This window comes from Colwellia sp. SU-HH01217 (assembly GCF_057543495.1).
On sequence record NZ_BAAJLX010000003.1, the window covers coordinates 310927 to 330872 of the forward strand.

The window sequence follows — 19946 nt, forward strand, 5'->3', positions numbered from 1 at the left end:
TTAAGCCGGTAATCTTGATAAAACTAAGCAGAGGCAGGCAATTAAAAAGCCGACCAACAATTGAAGAAAAAACACCTTAGTGGCTATTCTGTTTTCTTCATAACTTTTACGACGATGATCGCCACGCAGCAATAGCTTCTGGTCGAATATCGCCAAAGTTTTTCTGCGAGCAAACCAATACACAAAAACCGTATATAAAATAAAAAGACCTGTTTCAACTAACATGTAACCCCCTTTTTCAATCTGTAACTTTAAAAATAACGTAGCCTAACCCACAAAGTAATATTGCCTGCCAATCAGCTATGCAGTGCTTTTAGCATAACCTCGGTGTTTTTTTTGTGGTTGTTTTCTTAATTCCTCATTGTGATAAACTTCCGCTATAGACTGTTGATCCATCGGGAAAAACCCACCGTTTTTCTTAACTAAATAAACCGTTCCGTTACCATCGTTATGTCGGTCTTTTGCGACAATTAACTCAGTCACCCCTTTTAGCTCAGTGTCAGGATCGGCAACTTCTTCACGGTGAACGAATAAAACGACATCAGCATCAGCTTCAATTGCGCTTGAATCTTTAATGTTGCTCATTGTTGGGCGGCTTGCTTGGTCTGTAGCACGGTTGGCTTGCACAAGAAGTAATATTGGCGTTTGAACTTCTTTCGCTAAATTTTTTAGTGAACTAGTAACTTCACCAACGGCCAAGTCGTGTCTGGCTGAAATTGGTAGTTTCATTAACCCTAAGTAATCAACAACAATTAACGCTTGTTTCCCATTAATAGCTATCTGTCTGCGCACTCTTGCTCTAATTTGCGCTACTGATAATCGGGGATCAGAATCAACATAAATTTTACTGTTGTTTAGCTCACCCATTCCTTGAGATATTCGCCCCCAGTCTTCGTTATTTAAATCAGCCGTTCTAATTTTATTCGCGCTAACATTAGACAACCCCGACACAAAACGCTCATAAACTTGCTTGTCTGACATTTCCATCGAAAAAAACATACAACACTTGTTTTGAGTAATACCAACGTTAGCTAAAATATCTTGAGCGAGTAAAGTTTTACCGTGGCTAGGTCTACCAACCAATACAACTAGCGCCTCGTCATCAAAACCTGCCAATCGAGCATCCAAATCAACAATGCCTGTTGCTAACCCTGTAAAACCGCCTCTATTTTTTGTGCGTTCTTCAATTTGATCTACCCAGCTCTCACCAAAGTCTGAAATGTGGCTAATCTCTTTTCCAGATTGCTGTTGCCCTAAAGCCTTTAATTGTCCTTCAATGTAACCGACCAGTTCCTCTGGCTCTGCTGTGTAAGATTGCTCAACCAAAGTACGCGCCATAAATAATATTTCACGCGCTTGTGCTGATTTATTCATTAAATCAACATGAGCCAAAACATTACCAGCACTGATAAAATTACGCATTAAGCCTGCGATATAAACAAATCCACCTGATTTTTCTAAATCACCTTTTTGCTCTAACGCTCTTTCCAGTGTTAATAAATCAACCGTTGAACCATTTGATTGTAATAACAAAATCGCGTTAAAAATTGTGCGGTTCGACATTGAATAAAACGATTTATCGTTAAGTAAATCTAATGCTTGTCTGCAAGACGAGTTGTTAACATCTTTGATCAACGCACCAATTACCGCTTGTTCAGCGTCTAAATTATGAGGAGGCTCATTATTTGTTATCATAATTACCCTCAATAATCTTAATAAAATTTGTAGGGTTAACCATAAAGTCGAATGTCATTTGCCAATCACTACTACGGCCCATTAAAAAATTACTCGTTTGTAAGTAATTAAAAAAACTCCCCCAATCATCTAACGTTTTAAACGTTCCTACACTACCGTCTGGTAATGTAAACTTGTCGTTGATAATTTTTATTAACTTAGATTTTCTAGCAGTTGTAATCTTTGCTACCGAAGCTAATTCTGGAAAGCTCTCGTTATAAAGTTTTACAATGTCACATACCAATAACGATTTATCGTTTTTGACATATATATCTTTTATTGTTTTAGTTACTTCTTGTTTAAGTGTTGAATCGCGTGTTGACAGGCTGTTGACAACCTCGCTATCAGCCCTTTGCTTTTGCGGCTCTGCGTGTTGACAAGCTGTTGAATCCTGTGTTGACACTTTTCCGCCTAAATTTAGCGTAATTATTGTGCATTTTTTACTTAATTTACCGATAGTTTTGCGACTGATAACGCCATTTTTTTCTAACACTTTTAATGCATAATCTGCCTGCCCTTTATTACCATCAATAACCTTTGCCAGGTTATCCAGCTTAGTAACGAACTGGCCTCTTGTAAGCATTATGTTATGACCATTAAAAGTTGTTTGATGGTCTGAGTGAGAAACACACAAGCTAAGTTCTAAATAAACTAAACGCGCATTTATATTTTTATACCAAGCCGCCTTACGGATATTTCTATCATTCATTGCAAAGCCTTCGCTTTTAACTTTTAAAGGGCGTTTAAACTGCAACACACTCATAATGCTACTCCGTTTTGATAACGAATAGCTTTGCGCATTTCAATAGCCCATTGCTTGATTATTATTTGTTTGTCGTTCGCAGTTTTAGCGAAGGGCACTAACCCCCCTGTTTTCTCTGCGTTGACAATATGATGGTTATTCGTCATAATTACCTCGTTGTGATTAAACCGCATTGATTATCTTTCCACGGATATATGCGGTTTTTTTATGCTCGTCTGGTGGTAAAACACCAGACACCTTTAACTTTCTTGTTTGTGATTAATCGCCTTGGTTCGTTCAACCAACAGTCTTTCACTTAAATGTTTAATGTTAGAACGCGCTTGATCACTTAACTTAACTGGCACTTGTTGATGAAAAGCCAAGCCTGTTACGCAGCCCTCCTCACCATTCCTTGAAACAACAAAACGATCACCAATAGCAAGATGCTTTAGTGCGCACTTAAGTTTTTTAGGTAGCATTAGGCATTGCTCGGTCTAAATCAGCTTTTATATCTAGCAGTAATTCAGCAATATCGTCAGACATTAATTCAGCCAACTTACTTAATGCTAAGCCCTTAATATTGTGATCATTAATAATCAGTGGTGGCTTATTCATATTTACTGCCAACTGATCAATAGCGGTTAACGCTGGATGGTTTGCATCAACTTTATTGCTTACTAAATTTTTATTTTGCTCAATAGCCTCTTTAACTTCTAGCTCATCTCGAGCAGGCAGGTTAGTTTTTAGAGCTGCTTGCGGCTTTACTTTAGCTACCCTTGTACTTATTGGTTTTTCGGCAGAAACAGCGAGCCCTAAATAATTTTTACCTGCCAACAGCAAATAAACCTCTCGCTTTTCTGTTGTATTCAAAAAAACCAATCGCTTTAAACCAACTAAAGTATTTTTAATAACTGAGCGTTCATACCCAGTTGCAGAAACCAACTTACTTACACTCGACTGTTGAGGATATACCGCCCCAATCGCATTCATTACCGTTATCTCTTTTAATGAAAGACTCATATTTAATTAACCCTGTTTAATGTGTCACTTGAACAATTGAAATATTTATTAACCATTAGGTTGATTGTTATTGGTCTGATTCTTTATATCGTTGTTAAGTTTCATGTTGTTCACAAACATTCCGTTTCAATAAAATCAATTTTCAACAGGTTAATTTAGAAGATTGGGGGCGAACCCCCAATATCTAACGCCTTACTCAATATTGCTAAGTCCTCGTTGAGTACTGAGGTAAAATAGGCCAGCAACCTGCCACACATCGTCCGTGTTGTGATTTAAAGCTTTAAATAGAATTCATTTCTAATATTCCCAACTCTATTATTTTGAAAGTTGTGCACTTAATTTCTTTGCCGTTTTTAAATCTACTCAAAACTGTTCTATTCAGTCCTGTACTTTTGCTGAGTGTAGATATGCCGCCATAAGGTAAGATGTTTAATTTCTCCCTTAACTGGTTGATTTCTTTATTTGCCCTTTCTTTAATTAGTGACTTTTGTTTCATATGTGCTACTATTTCCTTAACCCAACAACATTACCTAATGAATCACATGTGATTCAATTTAATACAAAACGGTCATATATGCAAGCATGAAAAATTGGATTGATAGTATTTTCTCGGTGTTACCGAAAAAATACACGTTAGAAAATAAAAGCAATATCATTGACAACCTCCCTAAATTAATTTTACAAAGGAATGTCGAGCAATTAATGCTGATCCATAAGATAAAGAACTCGTTAGCTTTAAGTTTGAGAATTAGCGATTGCGGTTTAGCGTTAAGTAAGGCTCAAATAAGGCGAGTTGAAATTGCATCTTCGGACGCTTCAGGTAGTACGCTGATTAAATTGGCAGCTGGGTTAGGGCTTTCTTCAGAGGATTTTTTTTATCTTTACAGTCCTCAAGGGTTTGATTTTGAGGGAAAGCCAATTGCTAAATTTTATGATATCGATCAAGATGTTTTAAATGATTGCGCACAAGATGCATACACAGCACTGGCTGATCAGCAAGGTAACTTTGATGTTGAACATTTTGTTCTTATGGCTATATCTGGATACAGAACTATAGCAAGGAGAAAAAAAGATCTAAGTTAGTGCAAACCCACTAAAAAACAAAGGCCAACTGTTTAGTTTGGCCTTTTTTAATGGGAGATAAAAACTAACAACTAACTGGCTTCCCAGTTTGTAATGACTTAAAAACTGCCGTGTTAGCTATTTGATTAAAGTGAATGTCTCTCTCTATTTCACTTAGCAATATTCTTCTTTCCATTAAAATATTATTCAAGCATATTGCTCGCGCTTTTTTATCAGAAATAGAATCTAAACTATCAAAACTCTTAATCCAATTGTGAAGCTTGCCTAATAATTCCGTTTCTTTTTTCTTGGGAGTAATTACAACTCTTTTATATGCCACGAACCCTAGCATAAAAAGAATCGTTATCACCACCAGACTTATGTATTCCATTATTTTCTCCGTGTCTTAACAGTTTAATTAACCAGTTCCCATAAATTGAGAGTAAAGCAGCAATATTCAGCGCTTGTGCTATTAATTTGTACGCATCATATTGTATAACTTCTTGGTTAATTGTGAAGCTAAAAAGCACTACAGACAAAAACTCTGATTCAATAATTGCCCAGTCTAAGTGCTGAATAGCGTGAAACCCCATTTGAAATATAAAAATAAAACATAACCATTCTGCAAGCTTTGTCCTATAAAGAGGATTGATTAAGATCAAACCGATTACAGATGCTAGCTTTACAAATCCCACCGTCACGCCAAAAAGCTCCCAGAATTTCCAAGAGCCCTCCATTGCAAATATAATGGGTGATATATAATGTCCTATGAAAGCCCAAAGCGTCACAATCCAAACAATCACCCTGTCTCTTGGTATATGAGCTGTTAGCATACAGGCTAGTATACAAAAACAAAGCATCCAATTGTCTAATGCGTACCCTAGTAAATTATATAGATTATTATTCATTTATATTAATTCCATTTAACTCGAAGGTTTAGGAGGTTTTTCGCCGTTTCCATCACCACCTGTTTGAGACTTTAAATTAAGATTGATAGCTTCTTCAGACAATGTAACTCGGTCTGTTGTTGTGCTTATTGTTTCTTTCACTTCTTCTTCCTTCTTATCAGTGTTGTTTAATTTAGCCGGAACCACTTTATTGTTTTCACCGACCAATTGAGGCTGTTCGTTTGAGATATTCATATCAATTCCTTAACTTAAAAAAACAAAGAGCTAACAAAATAAAAAATACAAATAAATCAAATCACATATTACTAAATGAAAGCGACATACTCCACAAGAGATTCACAAAAAACAAAATAGATCACATATGATTCAATTAATTGTTGCACATATGATTCAATTAATCTATATTTAATCTTATCGGATTTAGCAACGTTGTTAACCGAACGTTAATATTAAAATAAAGAAGGGATTAATCATATGTGCATTATTGAAAGTAACAAAACTAGCTTGCTTGAGCAAATAAAAACAATCGCAAGCAAATGTCCTCGCATTGCTTATACGCAATCTAATAGCTCTTTTTACTTAAAGCTAATAGATAACAACCAAGAATTTACCGTTGACTTAAATCAACCTACAGCTATTGCCAATTTAACCGCTCTGCATTTAACACTGCAAAAAGAGTGCTTGGTTTATGGGTTAGAAGCGGTAGCTTAATTCAATAAAAATTAAAGGAACATCATTATGTGGTTTAAAAATTTATTTATATTTGCTTTTACCAAACAGTTCGCCTGGTCAAAAGAACAGCTTGAACAACAATTATCTGAGCACCTTTTTACTCCGTGCGCATCGACTGAACTTTCTCATTTTGGATGGGTGCCACCTATGGGTAAGTTCGATACATCAACTGTTCATCAGGGCAATAACAACCTTCTTATTTGCGCTCAACGAGAAGAAAAAATACTACCTTCCGCAGTAATTAAAGACCTGGTTGAAGAAAGAATTGAACAGCTTAAAGTTGATCAAGGACGAGGCGCCACTAAAAAAGAGGTGTCGCAATTCAAAGAAGATATTTTATTTGAATTACTACCAAGAGCCTTTTCAAGAACAATAAACACTCGGGCGTATATAAACCCTAAAAACAACATTATTGTTATTGAAGCAAGCAGTAGAGGTAAAGCTGAAGACCTCCTTGCATTACTCAGAAAAAGCCTAGGTACATTGACAGTTATCAGTATAACCCCTGAAACACCACCAGATGAAACTATGACCAATTGGCTAGTCAACAATAATATAAATAAAAACTTCATACTTGGCATGGAAGCAGAATTTATGGCACTTGGTGATGCAGCTGCTATCGCAAAAGTTAAAAATCAAGACTTATCTAGCGAAGAAGTTAAAGGTCACTTAGACGCCGACAAGTTCGTTAGTAAAGTAGAGCTCGAGTTTGATAATTCCCTGTCATTTACCCTTTGTGATGATCTCTCAATCAAACGTTTAAAATTCTTCGATGTAATACAAGAACAGAATGATGATGTAGATAGTGAAGATGTAAAAGCCCGCTTAGACGCAGATTTTATATTGATGGCAGGTGAAATTAACCGATTGTCGATAAATTTATTTGGCTTGTTCAATGTTTACGCAACTGATTATTTAGAGTCTGAGCAATAAAATGGCGCATTTAGTAAAAAGCAGCACACCAACAAGCGACAAAAACCGATGGGCGACCACATGGCGGTGCTTTAATCATGCATCAAAACTAACGGGTTACGCGTTTATTCTTGATGCTTGTGCTGAACAACCAACAGCTAAGTGCGCTAACTTTATTGGCCCATGTGAAAACGCGTTTGATGTTGACTGGGTTAATCGATTATCGAGCATCGAAAAACGAATAGCACAAATACAGTCTACTCGTTTACCAACTAAGCCAACGGCTATTTGGTGTAACCCACCCTTTGATAACAAATTTGAGTTTATAAAAGAGTGTTATCGCTACAGTCAACTAGGGCTAACCATAGTGATGTTAATCCCATTTGAACGTACCAGTAATTGGTGGAGAGACTTAATTACAAACAAAGCAAACAGAGTGTTTGTGCCAGATGGCCGCTACCCGTTTTATGAAACTGACGGAAAAACTCAAAAAACAGGCGTTAACTTTGCGAGCTGCTTTGTAGAATTTTCACCAAGGTTTTTTAATATTACCGAGTATGTAGATTTTGAACGCGCTAATTTAGATAAAAAAATTCAATTAGGGGTGGCTGCGTGATGAGTGAATCAAACCACAAAATAACAGTGAACATTAGTGATGGTAAGTTAGGTATATGGATTGATAATTGTGATGAATCCTTTCTTAAAGCAGTAATGTTGAGTATCACTGCAATGCTTAAGGTTTATGGGTGGAAAATTAAAGTCCCATACGGTGAAAAAGACACAAATAACAATTATGGAAAAGCATTTAATAAGAGGTGGTCGGAGCGTTTTAGATGTGGATATCACTCAGGTCTTGAGTTTGAATCATCCGCAAGCGGTAGATGCCTTGAGTTTTCTTTTTGGGAAGATGTAACTGATCATAAGATCGAAAATCAAAGTGGCGGGCGCTATATTTTTGATAAAGAAAGTAAGATGCCTTACTTGTTACGTATAAGAACTCACCTGGTAAGAATGCAAATAGTAAAACACATACTTAAGCATTATGACGTTGTTATTGGTAGTAACTCTATGCCATTCCCTAACAAGCGACAAACAGCATCTTCACGAGTTCAAAAAAGAATAGAATCAAGCGGTCATTACGACCCTGAACTTGGTCATGCACGAATAACTAATTCATGTAGAGAATCTGCTGACGGAAAGAACATTGAACATGGTATGCCTGTTTACGCCTTAGATTATAGGGGGCAATTTATTAAAGGGGTTGCCTATTATGATTTAAATATGAACTGGAACATTATTACTGGTAAATATGACTTTTCATGCATATCAAACCGTTCAATCTATGTTAACAAACCACAAAACCTTCGAGTTAAACAAAATAGTCATATTCGTAGGCGCGCATTAGAAGGTGAAATGAGCAAAGCTATCAAGCGTATGGATTTTGACAAGGCGAAAGCAATTAAAGCCCAATTATTTGGTGATGAACCACTTTACCATGTATTAAAAGATGGGATTTTTTATGGTCCAAACGGAAGCGGTTACACCAATAATTCAATAGATGCAGGTAAATATACTGAGTCCGAGGTTGTTTATTACAGAACTCAATCTGACTTAACGGTAAAACCTATTTTTCAGGAATCTGCATAATGGACAATTTAAATTTAAACGAATTATTAAAAGCAGTTAACGAACTAAAAGATCATTGGGTTGGTAAGTATTTAGCCAAAGCGTTTATATCATGTTACAGAGGCCGAAAAAGCCCAATTGATTTACGTTTATTTAATCAGCTTGACGCACAAAATCAGCGGTTTTTTATTCAAATACTAAACATGAGACAAGCTTACGGCTGGAGCGACGAAAACCTCTACCAAACAGAAATAAGACTAAAGAAAATGGTCGGCATTAAATAAATAACTAATTAATTTTTAAAAAAGGAAAACGAACATGGCTGGTGTTAACAAAGTAATCATTTTAGGTAATTTAGGTAAAGATCCTGAAGTACGATTTTTGCCAAATGGCGGAGCTGTAGCAAACCTCACCATTGCAACGTCTGAAAGTTGGAAAGACAAGCAAACGGGCGAACCAAAAGAAAAAACCGAATGGCACCGTATTGTTGTGTTCGGAAAGCTTGCAGAAATTGCAGGGGAATACCTTAAAAAAGGTTCTAAAGCTTACTTTGAAGGTGCATTGCAAACACGAAAGTGGCAAAACCAACAAGGGCAAGATCAATACACCACCGAAGTGGTAGTACAAGGCTTTAATGGTGTAATGCAAATGCTTGACGGAAAACCAAAGCAGCAACAAGGCCAATATCAACAAGCTCCTGCACAACAAAACGGTGGTTATCAACAACCGGCACAACACCAAAGCAATGGTTTTCAGCAACAACAAAACCAACAAAGTTCACAACCCGATAGAAACGCTCGGATTAATCAGCAAGCACCGACTCAACAAGGTCCGTCAATAGACTTTGATGATGATATTCCGTTCGCACCTGTTGGACTGCCTTACAGCAACTCATTCATACACTGTATTTAAGGAAATATCATGGCTGAAGTTAAAAGTACAATATTAACAACCAAGCAAGTTATGGATCGATACGGATGGAAAAGCGCAGCAACTATGTTTAACAAGCAGCGCTGCAAAATCAACCCTTTCCCGTTAAGCGATTTGCCAGGTAACCCCAACAGATGGTTTGAACAAACGCTTTCAAATTGGGAGCTTGAATTAGTAAAAATTAGAGAGGCTAAACAGCAACAGCTTGTTGCTTAAATAAGCCAATTAACTATACAAAAACGAGTTAACTGAGGTGGATTATGGGTTTATTAACTGAAAAACAAATTAAAGCTCGAGCTTATTACGCGGCAAATGCTGAAAAAATAAAACAGCAAAAGCGTGATGCTTATCATGAACAAACAAATAAATCGCCAAAGGGCCATAAAGCTCAAAGCATAAAGCCAGTGGAAAAATCCATCAAAGTACAACCAAAGGCAAACCCTAACAGAAATTACAAGCCAAGCTCAGCCATTGTGCTAATAAAATCCAAACCTGAAGTTGACGAGATCATACCTGAGTACAAAGACAGAAAGCTTAGTTCTAGAGAGCGAATTGAAAACATAAAAATGGAAAGGGAGCTTGAAAACTCTTTTTACTTGTAGCCTTTACAAAACAGAATTTAACCAACCATAAACAAAGCAAATTAAGGCAGTTCCGAAAGGATAATAAATAAGGGTTGCGCGTTCGCGGCCGACTGCCACCACATATTGGGGATAATGAAATGAAGATAATGAATGACATAATGTTAGATATTGAAACAATTAGCACTAGTTCTAATGCTGCTTTAGTTTCAATAGGTGCCGTGGGATTTGATTTATCAAGTGGCGAGCTAGGCGCAGAATTCAATATGAAAATTGATATTGAAAGCTCAACTCAGTTTGGTGAAATGGATGCATCAACAATCAAATGGTGGTTTAGACAGTCAGATAAAGCTCAGCAAGTTTTCAACGAAAGCGTATATAGCTTAGAAACCGTTCTAGCTTTGTTTTTAAAGTGGATCACCGAAAACTTTGACGAGAAATACGTAAAAGTTTGGGGTAATGGCTCAGGGTTTGACAATGTCATTTTATCAAATGCTTATAAAGCAACTGGTTTGCCTGTTCCGTGGAAGCATTGGAATGACCGTGACGTTAGAACAATCGTTGATTTAGGTCGTTCAATCAAAAAGATTGATCCGAAGGCGACAATGGGATTTGTTGGAGTTCAGCATGATGCGCTCGATGATGCAAAGCACCAGGCTAAATATGTCAGTGCTATTTATCAAGCTCTAGCAATCTTATAAACGAAATTGGAAGTAAAAAATGCAAACAGGAAAAATAACATCTACAGGATTAGGCGACCCTGACGTTAAGCCCGTAACGCTAGTGACTTGCGGTAGTTGTTGGAACGATATATTGGTTATTACTACAGAGCGCGGTGACGCTCTTGCAAGCCAATTAACTGATTTAGGATGGAATGCGGTAACAACAAAGGATGAGTTTATCCCCAATTGCTGCCCCTCTTGTGTTAACGAGTTACTAGCAGATAATTCGCCACATTAAAATAAGGACACAAAATGACAACGAATACTGAGATTAAAGAAGAAAACCAAACCAGTAAGTCAGCTGCTAGCAGCGAATTAATCACGATCAAAGAAAGAAAAAAGCTCATTAGACAGCTGGGCGAGATGAAAGAGTTAATGATTTCAAATGCAGCATATTTAAAAAAGCTTGCTCCAAAGTTGATCCATGATGCTGAATTGTTCGGTGCAGCAAAAATAACGCAGACATGGATAGACGGACTCGGAAAAGAATGGGGAATTAATTCCTCAAACCTTATGAAATAAGCGGCTAGCTTGCCTAGTCCGATTGATTTGATTGTTATGTTGTGAGCTGTTTAATTAACTGGAGAATATTATGAAAAGAAATTGGTTACTACTTCCTGTTTTGTTTTTTTGGTGTAGTTATTATGTAGGATGGACATTTATTATGCCGACACCTTTTAGTGATTGGTACGGGTTCCCGCTATTGCTTACTTTAATGATAGCTAATATGTGCGTTATCAATTATTCGATAGATAAATACATGGCAAACTAACCTTGAAGCTAAGCGGTTTATAACGTGAGGAACGAACTGTTATAAATCCGACTTTAGTGAGTTGTTAGCGCGAAAAATAATACACAGGAGTTAATCATGTTTGAATATATAAAAAATCATTATGGAATTGAAGTTGGTTTGGGAATGGAAGTTGTTTTCGATGGTGAATATGGAGTGGTTACGGATGATAGAGGTCATTATATTGGCGTTACATTCGACAAAGACAAAGTGGGTACTGTATCAAACATTCACCCTGCCGATAATTTACTTATATTCACAGGTAAGCGTAAGAAAATAAGGAAGCCAACTCGCGCACAGCAAAACTACCAAAAATTTTTACGGCTAGAGCTAAGTGAGACATTTGCAGAGTACATGGGTTTTGCGCGCTAACCTGTAGCAAATAGGCAAGCAACGCCTTTGAGATTGTGAGGAGCGAGCAAGCTGTTGTTTGTCCTGATTATGCGTGTTGTTAACTGGAAATACGCGATAACTGAACGAAATGGATAAGAATATGATTAATAAATTAAAGCCTTACCAAGTTGGTGAAAATGATATTGTAGCAGCGTTTACAGAAGATGAAGCGCGACAGATACTAAAAGAGTATTGCTGTACGGAGTTGGAAGATGACGAACTTGATGTAACAGAGTTGCCGCTAGAAATGAAGCTGCAAGACGAAGAAGGTAATTTTCTAACTACACTTGGTGAATATATGAAGAAAGTAGAAAAGGCGGAGTACTTAATGGGTTGGGAGTAATTCCAGTTAACCTTTTGTAAAAACGTGCGCTGTAAGCGTCACAGTTATTTACGTTGTTAGTTTTGCTGATGACATTAAATGGAGATTTAAAAATGAACATAACAAAACCGATGGTTTGGCTGTTGAGGCTGTCTGAACTGGTGAAGATTGACAACTTATGTGAAAAGCAGAAGACAATATCTACAAGTAAATTATCGCACATGATTATTGATGTTGAAAACCAGATCAAAGAATGTGTACACGCCATAAAGATGTCTCCTCAAGTTTCTCAGTATCGGCAATGGCAACAAACGGAATATTATCTACCAAAAGAAAGCGGTGAGGTATTATGTTTTTTTGAAACGCTAGGCAATAAAGCTATTTCTGTTGAATGGTATTGCGTAAAAGAAAAATGCTTTTTGCCAATGAATGACGATGGAAACGTACTTAATACACCTAAGTATTGGATGCGATTACCAAGCGAACCAAAAGCAAACTAACCTTTTCGATAAGCGGAAATTAACGGCAACAAATGCTGAACCGCTTATTTAACTAAACTTACAACAAATGACCAACTGTTAATTTTCCGTTTGATCGGGTTGTTAGCAAGCAATGAGAGTAAATATGATTCATTACCACGGTACACCGCTTGGCGGTAAAGCGCATGATAGACCTAATTTTTTAATGGGTAGACACGCGCTCGTTAGTTTTTACAGACCTGATGATTTATCGGCAGTATTAGAATGTTGCCAAAGTTTCGTTTTAGATAATGGGGCATTTAGTCACTGGCGAGCTGGTAAGGGTGAAATAGATTTTACAGCTTATGCTCAGTGGGTGCATGAGTATTGCCAGCACCCTAATTTCGATTGGTGCTTAATACCAGATAAAATTGATGGAACAGAAAGAGAAAATCAAGACTTGGTTGTTCGGTGGGTTCGCTCGGGCTTTAGGGCTAAAGGTGTACCTGTTTGGCATTTGCACGAATCTTTAGAATACCTTGATTATTTAGTTAGTAATTTTGAGTGGGTAGCATTCGGAAGTTCAGGAGAATGGGGTACGCCAAACACAAGGGCGTGGTGGCAGAGAATGAGTGAAGCCATGCAAGTTGCTTGTGATAAATACGGCAGACCGCGCTGCAAATTACATGGTTTAAGAATGCTAAACCCGAAGGTTTTCACAAGATTACCTTTATCAAGTGCTGATAGCACTAACGCTGCGGTAAATAGCGGTTCAACTGATAGATTTGGAATGTACAAGCCACCAACAAGATCACAATGCGCTAGCGTTATAGCAGCTCGTATTGAGCAACACAACAGTTCAGCAGTTTGGCAAAGTGAACCGCAGATTGAACTTGCTTGCTAACACTGTATTAGTAAGGTAAAACCCTTCTTTCTACAATTGTATATTATTTTACATGTTTGATTTAATTGCGATTGTAGAATTAAGCACACTTTCTACGCGTGAAAGTGTGTTTTGTTAACATTAAGTTAAATACACTAGTTGTTTTGATAAACAAATTGAAAAATTAAAGAGGAAAAATGAATATTCAAACGCATTCAAAAAAGACCAAAAAGGAACAGTGGGCTGATGATGATCTAAAAAAATTATTAAAGATTGCTGGTACAAAACCAATAGATGAAGTTGCTAATGATTTAGGTATGCCAGTAAAAAAGGTAATTAATCAATGTGGCCGCTCTTATATATCCTATCGCTTCCCAAGGGTAAATTAATTCTTCAATGAGAAATAATTATCTTTTGAAATTTCAATTAAATGACCAATCCAAAGATCATAAGCTTTCAATTGGTCTTCGAAATAATCGTGCTTATTATAAACAGCCATCACCCCTTGCATTTTATGCCCTAATATTTTTTCTGTAACATGGGGCATTACACCAAGTTCGGCCATCTTAGTATCTACTGTTCTTCGTAAATCGTGGGCGCTCCACTCTGCCCCTCCAATATCACTAATTATTCTAGTGGCAATTGAAGCCAGTGTTTGACCTGAAGCAGGAGTTTGTGAATCTAAATTATTTTCTGGTGGCAATAATATTGGTGTACCAGGGCACATATCAATAAGTAGTTGAATATCATTCTTAATCAAATGATGAATTGGACGCCTGATAGCATGCCCTGCTTTAGATTTTTTAACCTCCCAAACATTATGCTTCAAATCAAAGTCAGCTTTAGATGCTGTGCGCAGTTCGACGGTACGACAACCAAACACAAGCAACAACTTCATAATTAATAAGTTGCGCTTCCCTACTTTTCTTTTGCTGTGATAACTTTCATCATTTAAATATCGCCACAACATTGCACATTCATGGTCCATTAAAAAACGCTCTTTAACCGCAGTGTTTTTACCTACATCTTTAACCCTGAAAACCTCAAGAACTAAACAAGTAGCAATATCCCTTACAGCTAAATACCGTAACGCTTGCTTTATAATTGATAATAATCGACCTGCTTGCGTTGGGTATTTACTCATACCATTGAACACTCTAAGCCAATCTTTTTTATCAGTGTGATCTAATGCCATGCCACCTATTTCAGGATAAACATACATTTCAAACAAGCGCTCAAGTTTATTTATATCTGAACGGTTTTTACTTGCGTATTCATCAACCCAATATTTCAAACCAGACTTTACAGTTACTGGTCCATCATCTAATGTTTCAGATATGGGTTTTCTATAATTTCTTGGATCATAACCGTCTTCAACGAGCTGCTTATTAGCTAAAACTAGCTTTCTGGCATTCGCTATAGTTAAATCAGGATAATTCCCTAGCTTCATTCTCACTGGTGTGTTTTTCCACCTAAAGCGCTGTTGAAATGAAATTTTACCCAAGGGAGAAACTCTAGCAGATAAACCATCACGATCACTAAGCTCGCATTCATGATCTTTTTTCCCTTCGAGCTTTCTTAGTTTCGTGTCACTTAATGCCATGGTTGCCTAAAAATTATTTAACGTAATTAGGCTAATATAATATACATAAAAGTAATTTGGTACAAATTTGGTACACACCGACACAAATAACAAAAAAAACACATGGAAAATAAAAAGAATAAAAGTGAAAGATTACAGCGGTAAGTCACTGATAATATAAGGCTAAAAAGATGATTAATGATTGAATTTAAATAGTCTTGAACTAGGGGCGTGGCTTACACGTAGTGTCACATGACTTTGTTGTTTTGTTTCGCAAGGTTCTAGGGTAAAATTAACTGAGAACCAAAATATAAGCACGGCAATATAGGTGAAATACAACCTTATTGCAATAACTAGAGCCATTATGTTTACTCACTTTAGCCATTTTTCTGCTCTTAAAATTAATACGCTTGTTTTATTTTTTCTTTTTAGCACCTTATCAATCGCCTTACCCATTGATTCTAAAGACTATAATACATCAAACTCTCCTGCAAACGTTCAACCTTGGACAATGTGGGAAAAAAATGAAAATGTCAGTGTAAAATTCAGAGAAGTCCCTAATACAGTATTAATTGAAATAAAGGCGCAAGTAACAGTTACTTCATCACTTTCTGGTGCGTTACTCTTTCTACAAGACACCACTAATATTACCCGTTGGCTTGAAAACGTAAATTATAGCAAGGTAATAGAAAACATTTCTGCACAAGAAAACATCTCAAAAACGGCTTTTGATAGTTTTTGGCCAATTAAAAATCGTGAGATTATTGTTCGCTCAAGGTATTGGCAAAACGAAGATTTATCCGTGGAAGTTAGTATTGAAGATCAAAGCTTGAATTATCGTCATTTAATCACAGAAGATGCACTACCAATAACGATTGTATTTGCTCACTGGAAAGTGACACCTCACATCAATAATACGATTACCATTGAACATGTAGTTATTGCTGATCCTAACGGTTCAATTCCTAGTTGGATAACAAATCGAATGGCATTAAAGTCAATGTGGCGATCAATGCTCAATGTTACAGAGCAATTAACCGTGTCATCATTTCAACAGCAAACCCTCAACACAATTAAAGAGCTGTCAGCAAATCGATAATCAATTTTTATGTTCCTTTTTATTTTAACTTTTGACCTAAAACAAAGACATAGCTTTTTAATCAACAATTGCTCACTTATTGATTAGCACTTTAGTTAAAACAAGCCATAATTAGAAATTAGTCATACTCCATCTTTATTTCTAAGGAGGCAACATGCCCCAAGATTTAACAGTTATGCGTATACATTGTCCTCATTGTGGGCATCACTCAAGAATTGCTTTAGATTCTTCAGCTGGAGATCAAGATTATTACGAAGAATGCCCTGCTTGTTGCAAAGATATTCATTTAAATATGCATATAGATGAATACCAACAAAAAATTCAGCTGGCGATCGATAGCGACGACGAACAAGTATTTTAAATCCTTCAATTGGATGAGCCAAATAAAAGTCTCGATATCAGCATCTTGTTATTGCACTCGATGTATAAAACGTTATCATGCCCTTAATACATGAAATTCACTCCTAAGATGAAGCTACCGCTTTGTTTTTTTTTAATGAAGACCCTTGATGAACTTTAACAATTTTCAAGCAAATACTAAAAGCATAATGAAGCTTGCTTACCCTATTTTAATTGCACAGCTAATTCAAAATTTAATGGGCTTTTTTGATACGGTTATGGCTGGACGTGTAAGTTCAATCGATATGGCAGCGGTTGCCGTAGCTAATAGTATTTGGTTACCCTTAATTTTAACGGTTTACGGTTTAATTATGGCGCTTGCTGCTATTGTTTCCCAATTAGCAGGGGCCAAAAAGTATGTAGATATTACTGATGAAACGTATCAAACCGCTTGGATAGCGTTAACCTTAGGTTGTTCACTTATTGTACTTTATTACTTGTTAGCACCACTTTTTTTCAACTCAATGGAAATGGAAACTCAACTAAAAACCCTGATGTTTGATTACTTAAGGTATATCGTTTGGGGCGCTCCAGGGTTTTGTTTATATTTGGTGCTAAGAAATTACTCTGAAGGTCTTTCACACACAAAACCAACAATGATAATTAGTATTATTGGACTAATCGTTAATGTACCCGCTAATTATATATTTATTTATGGAGCCTTTGGTATACCTGCTTTAGGAGGCGCTGGTTGTGGAGTTGCTACCGCCATTGTATATTGGGCAATGTTTATATCAATGGCAATTTATTGCTGGAAATCTGACTATTTAAAACAAGTGAATTTGTTCACAAAATTTTACTGGCCTAATTACGCGAAAATTAAAAATATTTTACTATTAGGCGTTCCCATTGCTTTATCGCTTTTATTTGAGGTGAGCTTATTTGCTGTTGTTGCAATTTTGCTGATCCCCTTTGGCGCCGAAATAGTTGCAAGCCATCAAGTCGCTCTAAATTTTACCAGCTTAATTTTCATGGTGCCTTTATCTATCGCAATGGCAATAACTATTAAAGTTGGTTTTGCCGTGGGCGACAAAAATTTTCAGCAAGCAAAAGACTATTGTTTACACGCGATTGTGCTAGGTTTAATACTCGCTGTATTTACTGCTTTAATTACCCTCGCCTTTAGATATCAAATTGCTAGTATCTATACAACAGAAATTGAAGTAATAAACCTTGCGGCAAGTTTAATGTTTTTAGCTGCGTTATATCAATTTTCTGATACCGTACAAGTTATTTCTGCTGGTGCGCTTAGGGGTTATAAAGATACACAGTCTATTTTAATTATCACCTTTATCTCTTATTGGCTGGTTGGACTAACGGTGGGTTTAATTTTAGGAACCACCGATTGGGTAATACCGCGCATTGGTCCTTTTGGCTTTTGGATAGGTTTTATCACAGGATTAACCGTCGCAGCCATTTTACTTGCTTGGCGATTAAAAGTGATACAACAAAGGTTTGAACGGCAATTAATTCAGTAACTTTAACCTTTGGCTAAATTAGCGACTCTTTGATGATTTTATCTACAAACAAACACGCTTTTTTAGTTCAAGCGTTAAAACTGCTTGCAACTAAAGAAACAGATAGCTAACATAGCGCCTCGTTGAAACATTCAATGATATTTGGCCTCACGTTACGTGATTACCAAAACTGCTCGCTTAGCTCAGTTGGTTAGAGTACTTGCATGACATGCAAGGTGTCACTGGTTCGAGTCCAGTAGCGAGCACCATATTCAGGTTATTCTCGATAAAAAGAGTCAAACCTATAGAGACCCGTAATACCTTACAATACAAGGTTTACGGGTTTTTTTATGTCTTCGATAACTTCATAACACCTAGTGACATCTGCGTTTTTTAGGAGTATTTTTAGTTGTACCTGTTAAAATACAACCTAGAGCTCAAAAAGATAAACGCTAATCCAAATTGCCCATTCAAACATAAGTAATTAAATTCAAAAGATAAGCTTTATAACAAGAGTCGTGGTAAAAATATTATTTAACCTGAACTCGGTTTAAGTGATGGTTAACAGTTTGAAAAATAGGTAAATAATTATTTTACTACACTCTAGTTGATAGTTTTTCTTAATTCAGGAAAATTTCGCGTCAATAGCTGGCCTATTGCAAGAAATTTAACGAAGAAGTAAGGAAAAATAGCTGCTAGAGAAGTATTTGTTAAGCCCAGATCAGGTTATTTAGCGTTGAGATAAAAGGAGGCTGTAGATGGAGTTTATTATTTTTTTAATATTATGTTTAACGTACCCAAGCGCAGCTTTTGTGTTAGCGGTACTTTATTTAGGTTGGTTATTTGGTGGTTTTAAACATTAGTTTTAGTGTAACTAACCCGATATTTTCTAAAAAAAAACTTAATCAAGTTAAATAAACAAACAGCATGTTAGATGCTTTTTATACAAGGGATGTCTTTTAATACGCGAGTTGTTGATGCTGGATTATTTACTAAAGCCTTAGCGGGTCTAATAGGTCTGCTGACAAAGTTACCACCGCAGTTAGGACATTGATTATTTAAGATGTTCTCAGAGCAATTTCGACAAAATGTACATTCGAATGAACAAATAACAGCGTCGGACGATTCAGGCGGTAAGTCTTTATCACAACACTCACAATTGGGCTTTAACGCTAACATAATGTAACTCCTGTGGACTTTGAAAGTCGTTAGCTAAATAAATAATTTTTTAGTTAACGACTTCAATGGTTGAAGAAGCATTTATTTATAAAACGCTTCAACACTACCTTTAAGTGTAATCAACAATGGTTGACCACGACGGTCTAAAGCTTTAGGTGATGGGACTTTAATCCAACTTTCACTAATACAATATTCTTCTACATTAGTGTGCTCTTTACCGTTTAATTTAATACCAATGTTATGCTCAAAAACTTCCTCAATATGATGTGGACTACGAGGATTGCCTGAAAGGCGATCGGGCAAATCAGGCAGCGATTTAGTATCGTTCATGGGTGTTACCTAAGTAAAATAGAAAGTGCGCTATTGTAGTCAATATAGGCTTAGTGCTCAAGAACTGAAGTTTCTCTACCAAGAA

At 36.5% G+C, this 19946-nt stretch carries 33 protein-coding genes and 1 tRNA gene; 22 read left to right on the top strand and 12 right to left on the bottom strand.

The features are described 5' to 3' along the window. The 7 genes from AC27G3_RS06365 to AC27G3_RS06395 form a co-directional block, all read right to left on the bottom strand. Entirely contained in the window at nt 1-225 is a 225-nt protein-coding gene (locus AC27G3_RS06365) for a hypothetical protein (RefSeq protein ID WP_487119845.1), read from the bottom strand. Between the two features lie 75 nt (nt 226-300). Beyond that, on the bottom strand, nt 301-1695 hold the full coding sequence (locus AC27G3_RS06370) for a replicative DNA helicase (protein WP_487119847.1): 1395 nt from the start codon (nt 1693-1695) through the stop codon (nt 301-303). Continuing rightward, nucleotides 1682-2497, bottom strand: a complete 816-nt coding sequence (locus tag AC27G3_RS06375; RefSeq protein WP_487119849.1) for a hypothetical protein — start codon at nt 2495-2497, stop codon at nt 1682-1684. The genes AC27G3_RS06370 and AC27G3_RS06375 overlap by 14 nt, the downstream gene beginning before the upstream one ends. After that, nucleotides 2494-2643, bottom strand: coding sequence for a hypothetical protein (locus AC27G3_RS06380; RefSeq protein WP_487119851.1), 150 nt, complete (start codon nt 2641-2643; stop codon nt 2494-2496). Before AC27G3_RS06380 ends, AC27G3_RS06375 begins: the two co-directional genes overlap by 4 nt. A gap of 93 nt (nt 2644-2736) precedes the next feature. Then, nucleotides 2737-2955, bottom strand: coding sequence for a hypothetical protein (locus AC27G3_RS06385; protein ID WP_487119853.1), 219 nt, complete (start codon nt 2953-2955; stop codon nt 2737-2739). Further along, a complete protein-coding gene (locus AC27G3_RS06390; protein ID WP_487119855.1) occupies nt 2945-3496 on the bottom strand; it encodes a hypothetical protein in 552 nt (183 codons plus the stop codon). The genes AC27G3_RS06385 and AC27G3_RS06390 overlap by 11 nt, the downstream gene beginning before the upstream one ends. A gap of 280 nt (nt 3497-3776) precedes the next feature. Beyond that, the gene (locus AC27G3_RS06395) at nt 3777-3992 is read right to left on the bottom strand and encodes a hypothetical protein (protein WP_487119857.1); all 216 of its coding nucleotides are present in this window, start codon (nt 3990-3992) and stop codon (nt 3777-3779) included. A gap of 86 nt (nt 3993-4078) precedes the next feature. On the opposite strand from AC27G3_RS06395, the gene AC27G3_RS06400 reads away from it, so the two are divergent. Beyond that, nucleotides 4079-4579, top strand: coding sequence for a hypothetical protein (locus tag AC27G3_RS06400; protein WP_487119859.1), 501 nt, complete (start codon nt 4079-4081; stop codon nt 4577-4579). Nucleotides 4580-4887: 308 nt separating this feature from the next. On the opposite strand, the gene AC27G3_RS06405 is transcribed toward AC27G3_RS06400, so the two are convergent. Both AC27G3_RS06405 and AC27G3_RS06410 read right to left on the bottom strand, forming a co-directional pair. Continuing rightward, entirely contained in the window at nt 4888-5466 is a 579-nt protein-coding gene (locus AC27G3_RS06405) for a hypothetical protein (protein WP_487119861.1), read from the bottom strand. Nucleotides 5467-5481: 15 nt separating this feature from the next. Beyond that, nucleotides 5482-5700: a hypothetical protein gene (locus tag AC27G3_RS06410; RefSeq protein WP_487119863.1), complete on the bottom strand. Its 219-nt coding sequence runs from the start codon at nt 5698-5700 to the stop codon at nt 5482-5484. Nucleotides 5701-5940: 240 nt separating this feature from the next. On the opposite strand from AC27G3_RS06410, the gene AC27G3_RS06415 reads away from it, so the two are divergent. The 17 genes from AC27G3_RS06415 (at nt 5941) to AC27G3_RS06495 (ending at nt 14204) form a co-directional block, all read left to right on the top strand. Next, complete coding sequence (locus AC27G3_RS06415) at nt 5941-6177, top strand: hypothetical protein (protein ID WP_487119864.1); 237 nt, start codon at nt 5941-5943, stop codon at nt 6175-6177. 27 nt (nt 6178-6204) lie between these two features. After that, nucleotides 6205-7131: a recombination-associated protein RdgC gene (rdgC, locus tag AC27G3_RS06420; protein WP_487119866.1), complete on the top strand. Its 927-nt coding sequence runs from the start codon at nt 6205-6207 to the stop codon at nt 7129-7131. Nucleotide 7132: 1 nt separating this feature from the next. Then, on the top strand, nt 7133-7726 hold the full coding sequence (locus AC27G3_RS06425) for a DNA N-6-adenine-methyltransferase (protein ID WP_487119868.1): 594 nt from the start codon (nt 7133-7135) through the stop codon (nt 7724-7726). Then, nucleotides 7726-8757: a hypothetical protein gene (locus AC27G3_RS06430; RefSeq protein ID WP_487119870.1), complete on the top strand. Its 1032-nt coding sequence runs from the start codon at nt 7726-7728 to the stop codon at nt 8755-8757. Before AC27G3_RS06425 ends, AC27G3_RS06430 begins: the two co-directional genes overlap by 1 nt. After that, on the top strand, nt 8757-9020 hold the full coding sequence (locus AC27G3_RS06435) for a hypothetical protein (protein WP_487119871.1): 264 nt from the start codon (nt 8757-8759) through the stop codon (nt 9018-9020). Before AC27G3_RS06430 ends, AC27G3_RS06435 begins: the two co-directional genes overlap by 1 nt. Before the next feature lie 34 nt (nt 9021-9054). Continuing rightward, on the top strand, nt 9055-9648 hold the full coding sequence (ssb, locus tag AC27G3_RS06440) for a single-stranded DNA-binding protein (protein ID WP_487119873.1): 594 nt from the start codon (nt 9055-9057) through the stop codon (nt 9646-9648). Between the two features lie 9 nt (nt 9649-9657). Beyond that, nucleotides 9658-9882 (top strand): hypothetical protein, encoded by a 225-nt coding sequence (locus AC27G3_RS06445; protein WP_487119875.1) that lies wholly within the window; start codon nt 9658-9660, stop codon nt 9880-9882. 44 nt (nt 9883-9926) lie between these two features. Further along, a complete protein-coding gene (locus AC27G3_RS06450) occupies nt 9927-10268 on the top strand; it encodes a hypothetical protein (RefSeq protein ID WP_487119876.1) in 342 nt (113 codons plus the stop codon). A gap of 119 nt (nt 10269-10387) precedes the next feature. Continuing rightward, on the top strand, nt 10388-10948 hold the full coding sequence (locus tag AC27G3_RS06455; protein ID WP_487119878.1) for a 3'-5' exonuclease: 561 nt from the start codon (nt 10388-10390) through the stop codon (nt 10946-10948). Between the two features lie 19 nt (nt 10949-10967). Continuing rightward, entirely contained in the window at nt 10968-11207 is a 240-nt protein-coding gene (locus AC27G3_RS06460; RefSeq protein WP_487119880.1) for a hypothetical protein, read from the top strand. A gap of 14 nt (nt 11208-11221) precedes the next feature. Further along, entirely contained in the window at nt 11222-11491 is a 270-nt protein-coding gene (locus AC27G3_RS06465) for a hypothetical protein (protein WP_487119882.1), read from the top strand. A 70-nt stretch (nt 11492-11561) separates the two neighbouring features. Then, on the top strand, nt 11562-11741 hold the full coding sequence (locus tag AC27G3_RS06470; RefSeq protein WP_487119884.1) for a hypothetical protein: 180 nt from the start codon (nt 11562-11564) through the stop codon (nt 11739-11741). A 96-nt stretch (nt 11742-11837) separates the two neighbouring features. Next, on the top strand, nt 11838-12131 hold the full coding sequence (locus AC27G3_RS06475) for a hypothetical protein (protein ID WP_487119886.1): 294 nt from the start codon (nt 11838-11840) through the stop codon (nt 12129-12131). A 121-nt stretch (nt 12132-12252) separates the two neighbouring features. Beyond that, the gene (locus AC27G3_RS06480; RefSeq protein ID WP_487119888.1) at nt 12253-12495 is read left to right on the top strand and encodes a hypothetical protein; all 243 of its coding nucleotides are present in this window, start codon (nt 12253-12255) and stop codon (nt 12493-12495) included. A gap of 140 nt (nt 12496-12635) precedes the next feature. Then, on the top strand, nt 12636-12974 hold the full coding sequence (locus AC27G3_RS06485) for a hypothetical protein (protein WP_487119890.1): 339 nt from the start codon (nt 12636-12638) through the stop codon (nt 12972-12974). Between the two features lie 124 nt (nt 12975-13098). Further along, nucleotides 13099-13836, top strand: a complete 738-nt coding sequence (locus AC27G3_RS06490; RefSeq protein ID WP_487119892.1) for a hypothetical protein — start codon at nt 13099-13101, stop codon at nt 13834-13836. A gap of 176 nt (nt 13837-14012) precedes the next feature. Next, on the top strand, nt 14013-14204 hold the full coding sequence (locus AC27G3_RS06495; RefSeq protein WP_487119894.1) for a hypothetical protein: 192 nt from the start codon (nt 14013-14015) through the stop codon (nt 14202-14204). On the opposite strand, the gene AC27G3_RS06500 is transcribed toward AC27G3_RS06495, so the two are convergent. Then, nucleotides 14201-15418 (bottom strand): tyrosine-type recombinase/integrase, encoded by a 1218-nt coding sequence (locus AC27G3_RS06500; protein WP_487119895.1) that lies wholly within the window; start codon nt 15416-15418, stop codon nt 14201-14203. The genes AC27G3_RS06495 and AC27G3_RS06500 overlap by 4 nt on opposite strands. Before the next feature lie 343 nt (nt 15419-15761). Here AC27G3_RS06500 and AC27G3_RS06505 point away from each other — a divergent pair, with 343 nt between their 5' ends. The 4 genes from AC27G3_RS06505 to AC27G3_RS06520 all read left to right on the top strand — a co-directional run bounded on the left by AC27G3_RS06505 (nt 15762) and on the right by AC27G3_RS06520 (nt 18621). After that, a complete protein-coding gene (locus tag AC27G3_RS06505) occupies nt 15762-16496 on the top strand; it encodes an SRPBCC family protein (protein WP_487119897.1) in 735 nt (244 codons plus the stop codon). 154 nt (nt 16497-16650) lie between these two features. Then, complete coding sequence (locus tag AC27G3_RS06510; protein ID WP_487119899.1) at nt 16651-16857, top strand: CPXCG motif-containing cysteine-rich protein; 207 nt, start codon at nt 16651-16653, stop codon at nt 16855-16857. Between the two features lie 148 nt (nt 16858-17005). Beyond that, the gene (locus AC27G3_RS06515) at nt 17006-18373 is read left to right on the top strand and encodes an MATE family efflux transporter (RefSeq protein ID WP_487119900.1); all 1368 of its coding nucleotides are present in this window, start codon (nt 17006-17008) and stop codon (nt 18371-18373) included. Nucleotides 18374-18544: 171 nt separating this feature from the next. Beyond that, nucleotides 18545-18621, top strand: a tRNA-Val gene (locus AC27G3_RS06520). Between the two features lie 661 nt (nt 18622-19282). Here the strand turns inward: AC27G3_RS06520 and AC27G3_RS06525 are convergent. Together AC27G3_RS06525 and AC27G3_RS06530 are read right to left on the bottom strand one after the other, a co-directional pair. Continuing rightward, on the bottom strand, nt 19283-19531 hold the full coding sequence (locus AC27G3_RS06525) for a DUF1272 domain-containing protein (RefSeq protein ID WP_487119902.1): 249 nt from the start codon (nt 19529-19531) through the stop codon (nt 19283-19285). Between the two features lie 81 nt (nt 19532-19612). Then, complete coding sequence (locus tag AC27G3_RS06530) at nt 19613-19861, bottom strand: DUF3297 family protein (RefSeq protein WP_487119904.1); 249 nt, start codon at nt 19859-19861, stop codon at nt 19613-19615. Nucleotides 19862-19946: the final 85 nt, after the last annotated feature.

What these genes read in the sequence shown, in the direction of transcription:
- AC27G3_RS06385 (WP_487119853.1), bottom strand. Translation starts at nt 2,955, where the DNA reads ATGCTACCTAAAAAACTTAAGTGCGCACTAAAGCATCTTGCTATTGGT.
- AC27G3_RS06455 (WP_487119878.1), top strand. Translation starts at nt 10,388, where the DNA reads ATGAAGATAATGAATGACATAATGTTAGATATTGAAACAATTAGCACT.
- AC27G3_RS06460 (WP_487119880.1), top strand. Translation starts at nt 10,968, where the DNA reads ATGCAAACAGGAAAAATAACATCTACAGGATTAGGCGACCCTGACGTT.
- AC27G3_RS06390 (WP_487119855.1), bottom strand. Translation starts at nt 3,496, where the DNA reads ATGAGTCTTTCATTAAAAGAGATAACGGTAATGAATGCGATTGGGGCG.
- AC27G3_RS06525 (WP_487119902.1), bottom strand. Translation starts at nt 19,531, where the DNA reads ATGTTAGCGTTAAAGCCCAATTGTGAGTGTTGTGATAAAGACTTACCG.
- AC27G3_RS06450 (WP_487119876.1), top strand. Translation starts at nt 9,927, where the DNA reads ATGGGTTTATTAACTGAAAAACAAATTAAAGCTCGAGCTTATTACGCG.
- AC27G3_RS06505 (WP_487119897.1), top strand. Translation starts at nt 15,762, where the DNA reads ATGTTTACTCACTTTAGCCATTTTTCTGCTCTTAAAATTAATACGCTT.
- rdgC (WP_487119866.1), top strand. Translation starts at nt 6,205, where the DNA reads ATGTGGTTTAAAAATTTATTTATATTTGCTTTTACCAAACAGTTCGCC.
- AC27G3_RS06395 (WP_487119857.1), bottom strand. Translation starts at nt 3,992, where the DNA reads ATGAAACAAAAGTCACTAATTAAAGAAAGGGCAAATAAAGAAATCAAC.
- AC27G3_RS06495 (WP_487119894.1), top strand. Translation starts at nt 14,013, where the DNA reads ATGAATATTCAAACGCATTCAAAAAAGACCAAAAAGGAACAGTGGGCT.
- ssb (WP_487119873.1), top strand. Translation starts at nt 9,055, where the DNA reads ATGGCTGGTGTTAACAAAGTAATCATTTTAGGTAATTTAGGTAAAGAT.
- AC27G3_RS06480 (WP_487119888.1), top strand. Translation starts at nt 12,253, where the DNA reads ATGATTAATAAATTAAAGCCTTACCAAGTTGGTGAAAATGATATTGTA.
- AC27G3_RS06515 (WP_487119900.1), top strand. Translation starts at nt 17,006, where the DNA reads ATGAACTTTAACAATTTTCAAGCAAATACTAAAAGCATAATGAAGCTT.
- AC27G3_RS06465 (WP_487119882.1), top strand. Translation starts at nt 11,222, where the DNA reads ATGACAACGAATACTGAGATTAAAGAAGAAAACCAAACCAGTAAGTCA.
- AC27G3_RS06410 (WP_487119863.1), bottom strand. Translation starts at nt 5,700, where the DNA reads ATGAATATCTCAAACGAACAGCCTCAATTGGTCGGTGAAAACAATAAA.
- AC27G3_RS06445 (WP_487119875.1), top strand. Translation starts at nt 9,658, where the DNA reads ATGGCTGAAGTTAAAAGTACAATATTAACAACCAAGCAAGTTATGGAT.
- AC27G3_RS06375 (WP_487119849.1), bottom strand. Translation starts at nt 2,497, where the DNA reads ATGAGTGTGTTGCAGTTTAAACGCCCTTTAAAAGTTAAAAGCGAAGGC.
- AC27G3_RS06530 (WP_487119904.1), bottom strand. Translation starts at nt 19,861, where the DNA reads ATGAACGATACTAAATCGCTGCCTGATTTGCCCGATCGCCTTTCAGGC.
- AC27G3_RS06370 (WP_487119847.1), bottom strand. Translation starts at nt 1,695, where the DNA reads ATGATAACAAATAATGAGCCTCCTCATAATTTAGACGCTGAACAAGCG.
- AC27G3_RS06415 (WP_487119864.1), top strand. Translation starts at nt 5,941, where the DNA reads ATGTGCATTATTGAAAGTAACAAAACTAGCTTGCTTGAGCAAATAAAA.
- AC27G3_RS06365 (WP_487119845.1), bottom strand. Translation starts at nt 225, where the DNA reads ATGTTAGTTGAAACAGGTCTTTTTATTTTATATACGGTTTTTGTGTAT.
- AC27G3_RS06490 (WP_487119892.1), top strand. Translation starts at nt 13,099, where the DNA reads ATGATTCATTACCACGGTACACCGCTTGGCGGTAAAGCGCATGATAGA.
- AC27G3_RS06470 (WP_487119884.1), top strand. Translation starts at nt 11,562, where the DNA reads ATGAAAAGAAATTGGTTACTACTTCCTGTTTTGTTTTTTTGGTGTAGT.
- AC27G3_RS06435 (WP_487119871.1), top strand. Translation starts at nt 8,757, where the DNA reads ATGGACAATTTAAATTTAAACGAATTATTAAAAGCAGTTAACGAACTA.
- AC27G3_RS06405 (WP_487119861.1), bottom strand. Translation starts at nt 5,466, where the DNA reads ATGAATAATAATCTATATAATTTACTAGGGTACGCATTAGACAATTGG.
- AC27G3_RS06380 (WP_487119851.1), bottom strand. Translation starts at nt 2,643, where the DNA reads ATGACGAATAACCATCATATTGTCAACGCAGAGAAAACAGGGGGGTTA.
- AC27G3_RS06475 (WP_487119886.1), top strand. Translation starts at nt 11,838, where the DNA reads ATGTTTGAATATATAAAAAATCATTATGGAATTGAAGTTGGTTTGGGA.
- AC27G3_RS06430 (WP_487119870.1), top strand. Translation starts at nt 7,726, where the DNA reads ATGAGTGAATCAAACCACAAAATAACAGTGAACATTAGTGATGGTAAG.
- AC27G3_RS06400 (WP_487119859.1), top strand. Translation starts at nt 4,079, where the DNA reads ATGAAAAATTGGATTGATAGTATTTTCTCGGTGTTACCGAAAAAATAC.
- AC27G3_RS06500 (WP_487119895.1), bottom strand. Translation starts at nt 15,418, where the DNA reads ATGGCATTAAGTGACACGAAACTAAGAAAGCTCGAAGGGAAAAAAGAT.
- AC27G3_RS06425 (WP_487119868.1), top strand. Translation starts at nt 7,133, where the DNA reads ATGGCGCATTTAGTAAAAAGCAGCACACCAACAAGCGACAAAAACCGA.
- AC27G3_RS06510 (WP_487119899.1), top strand. Translation starts at nt 16,651, where the DNA reads ATGCCCCAAGATTTAACAGTTATGCGTATACATTGTCCTCATTGTGGG.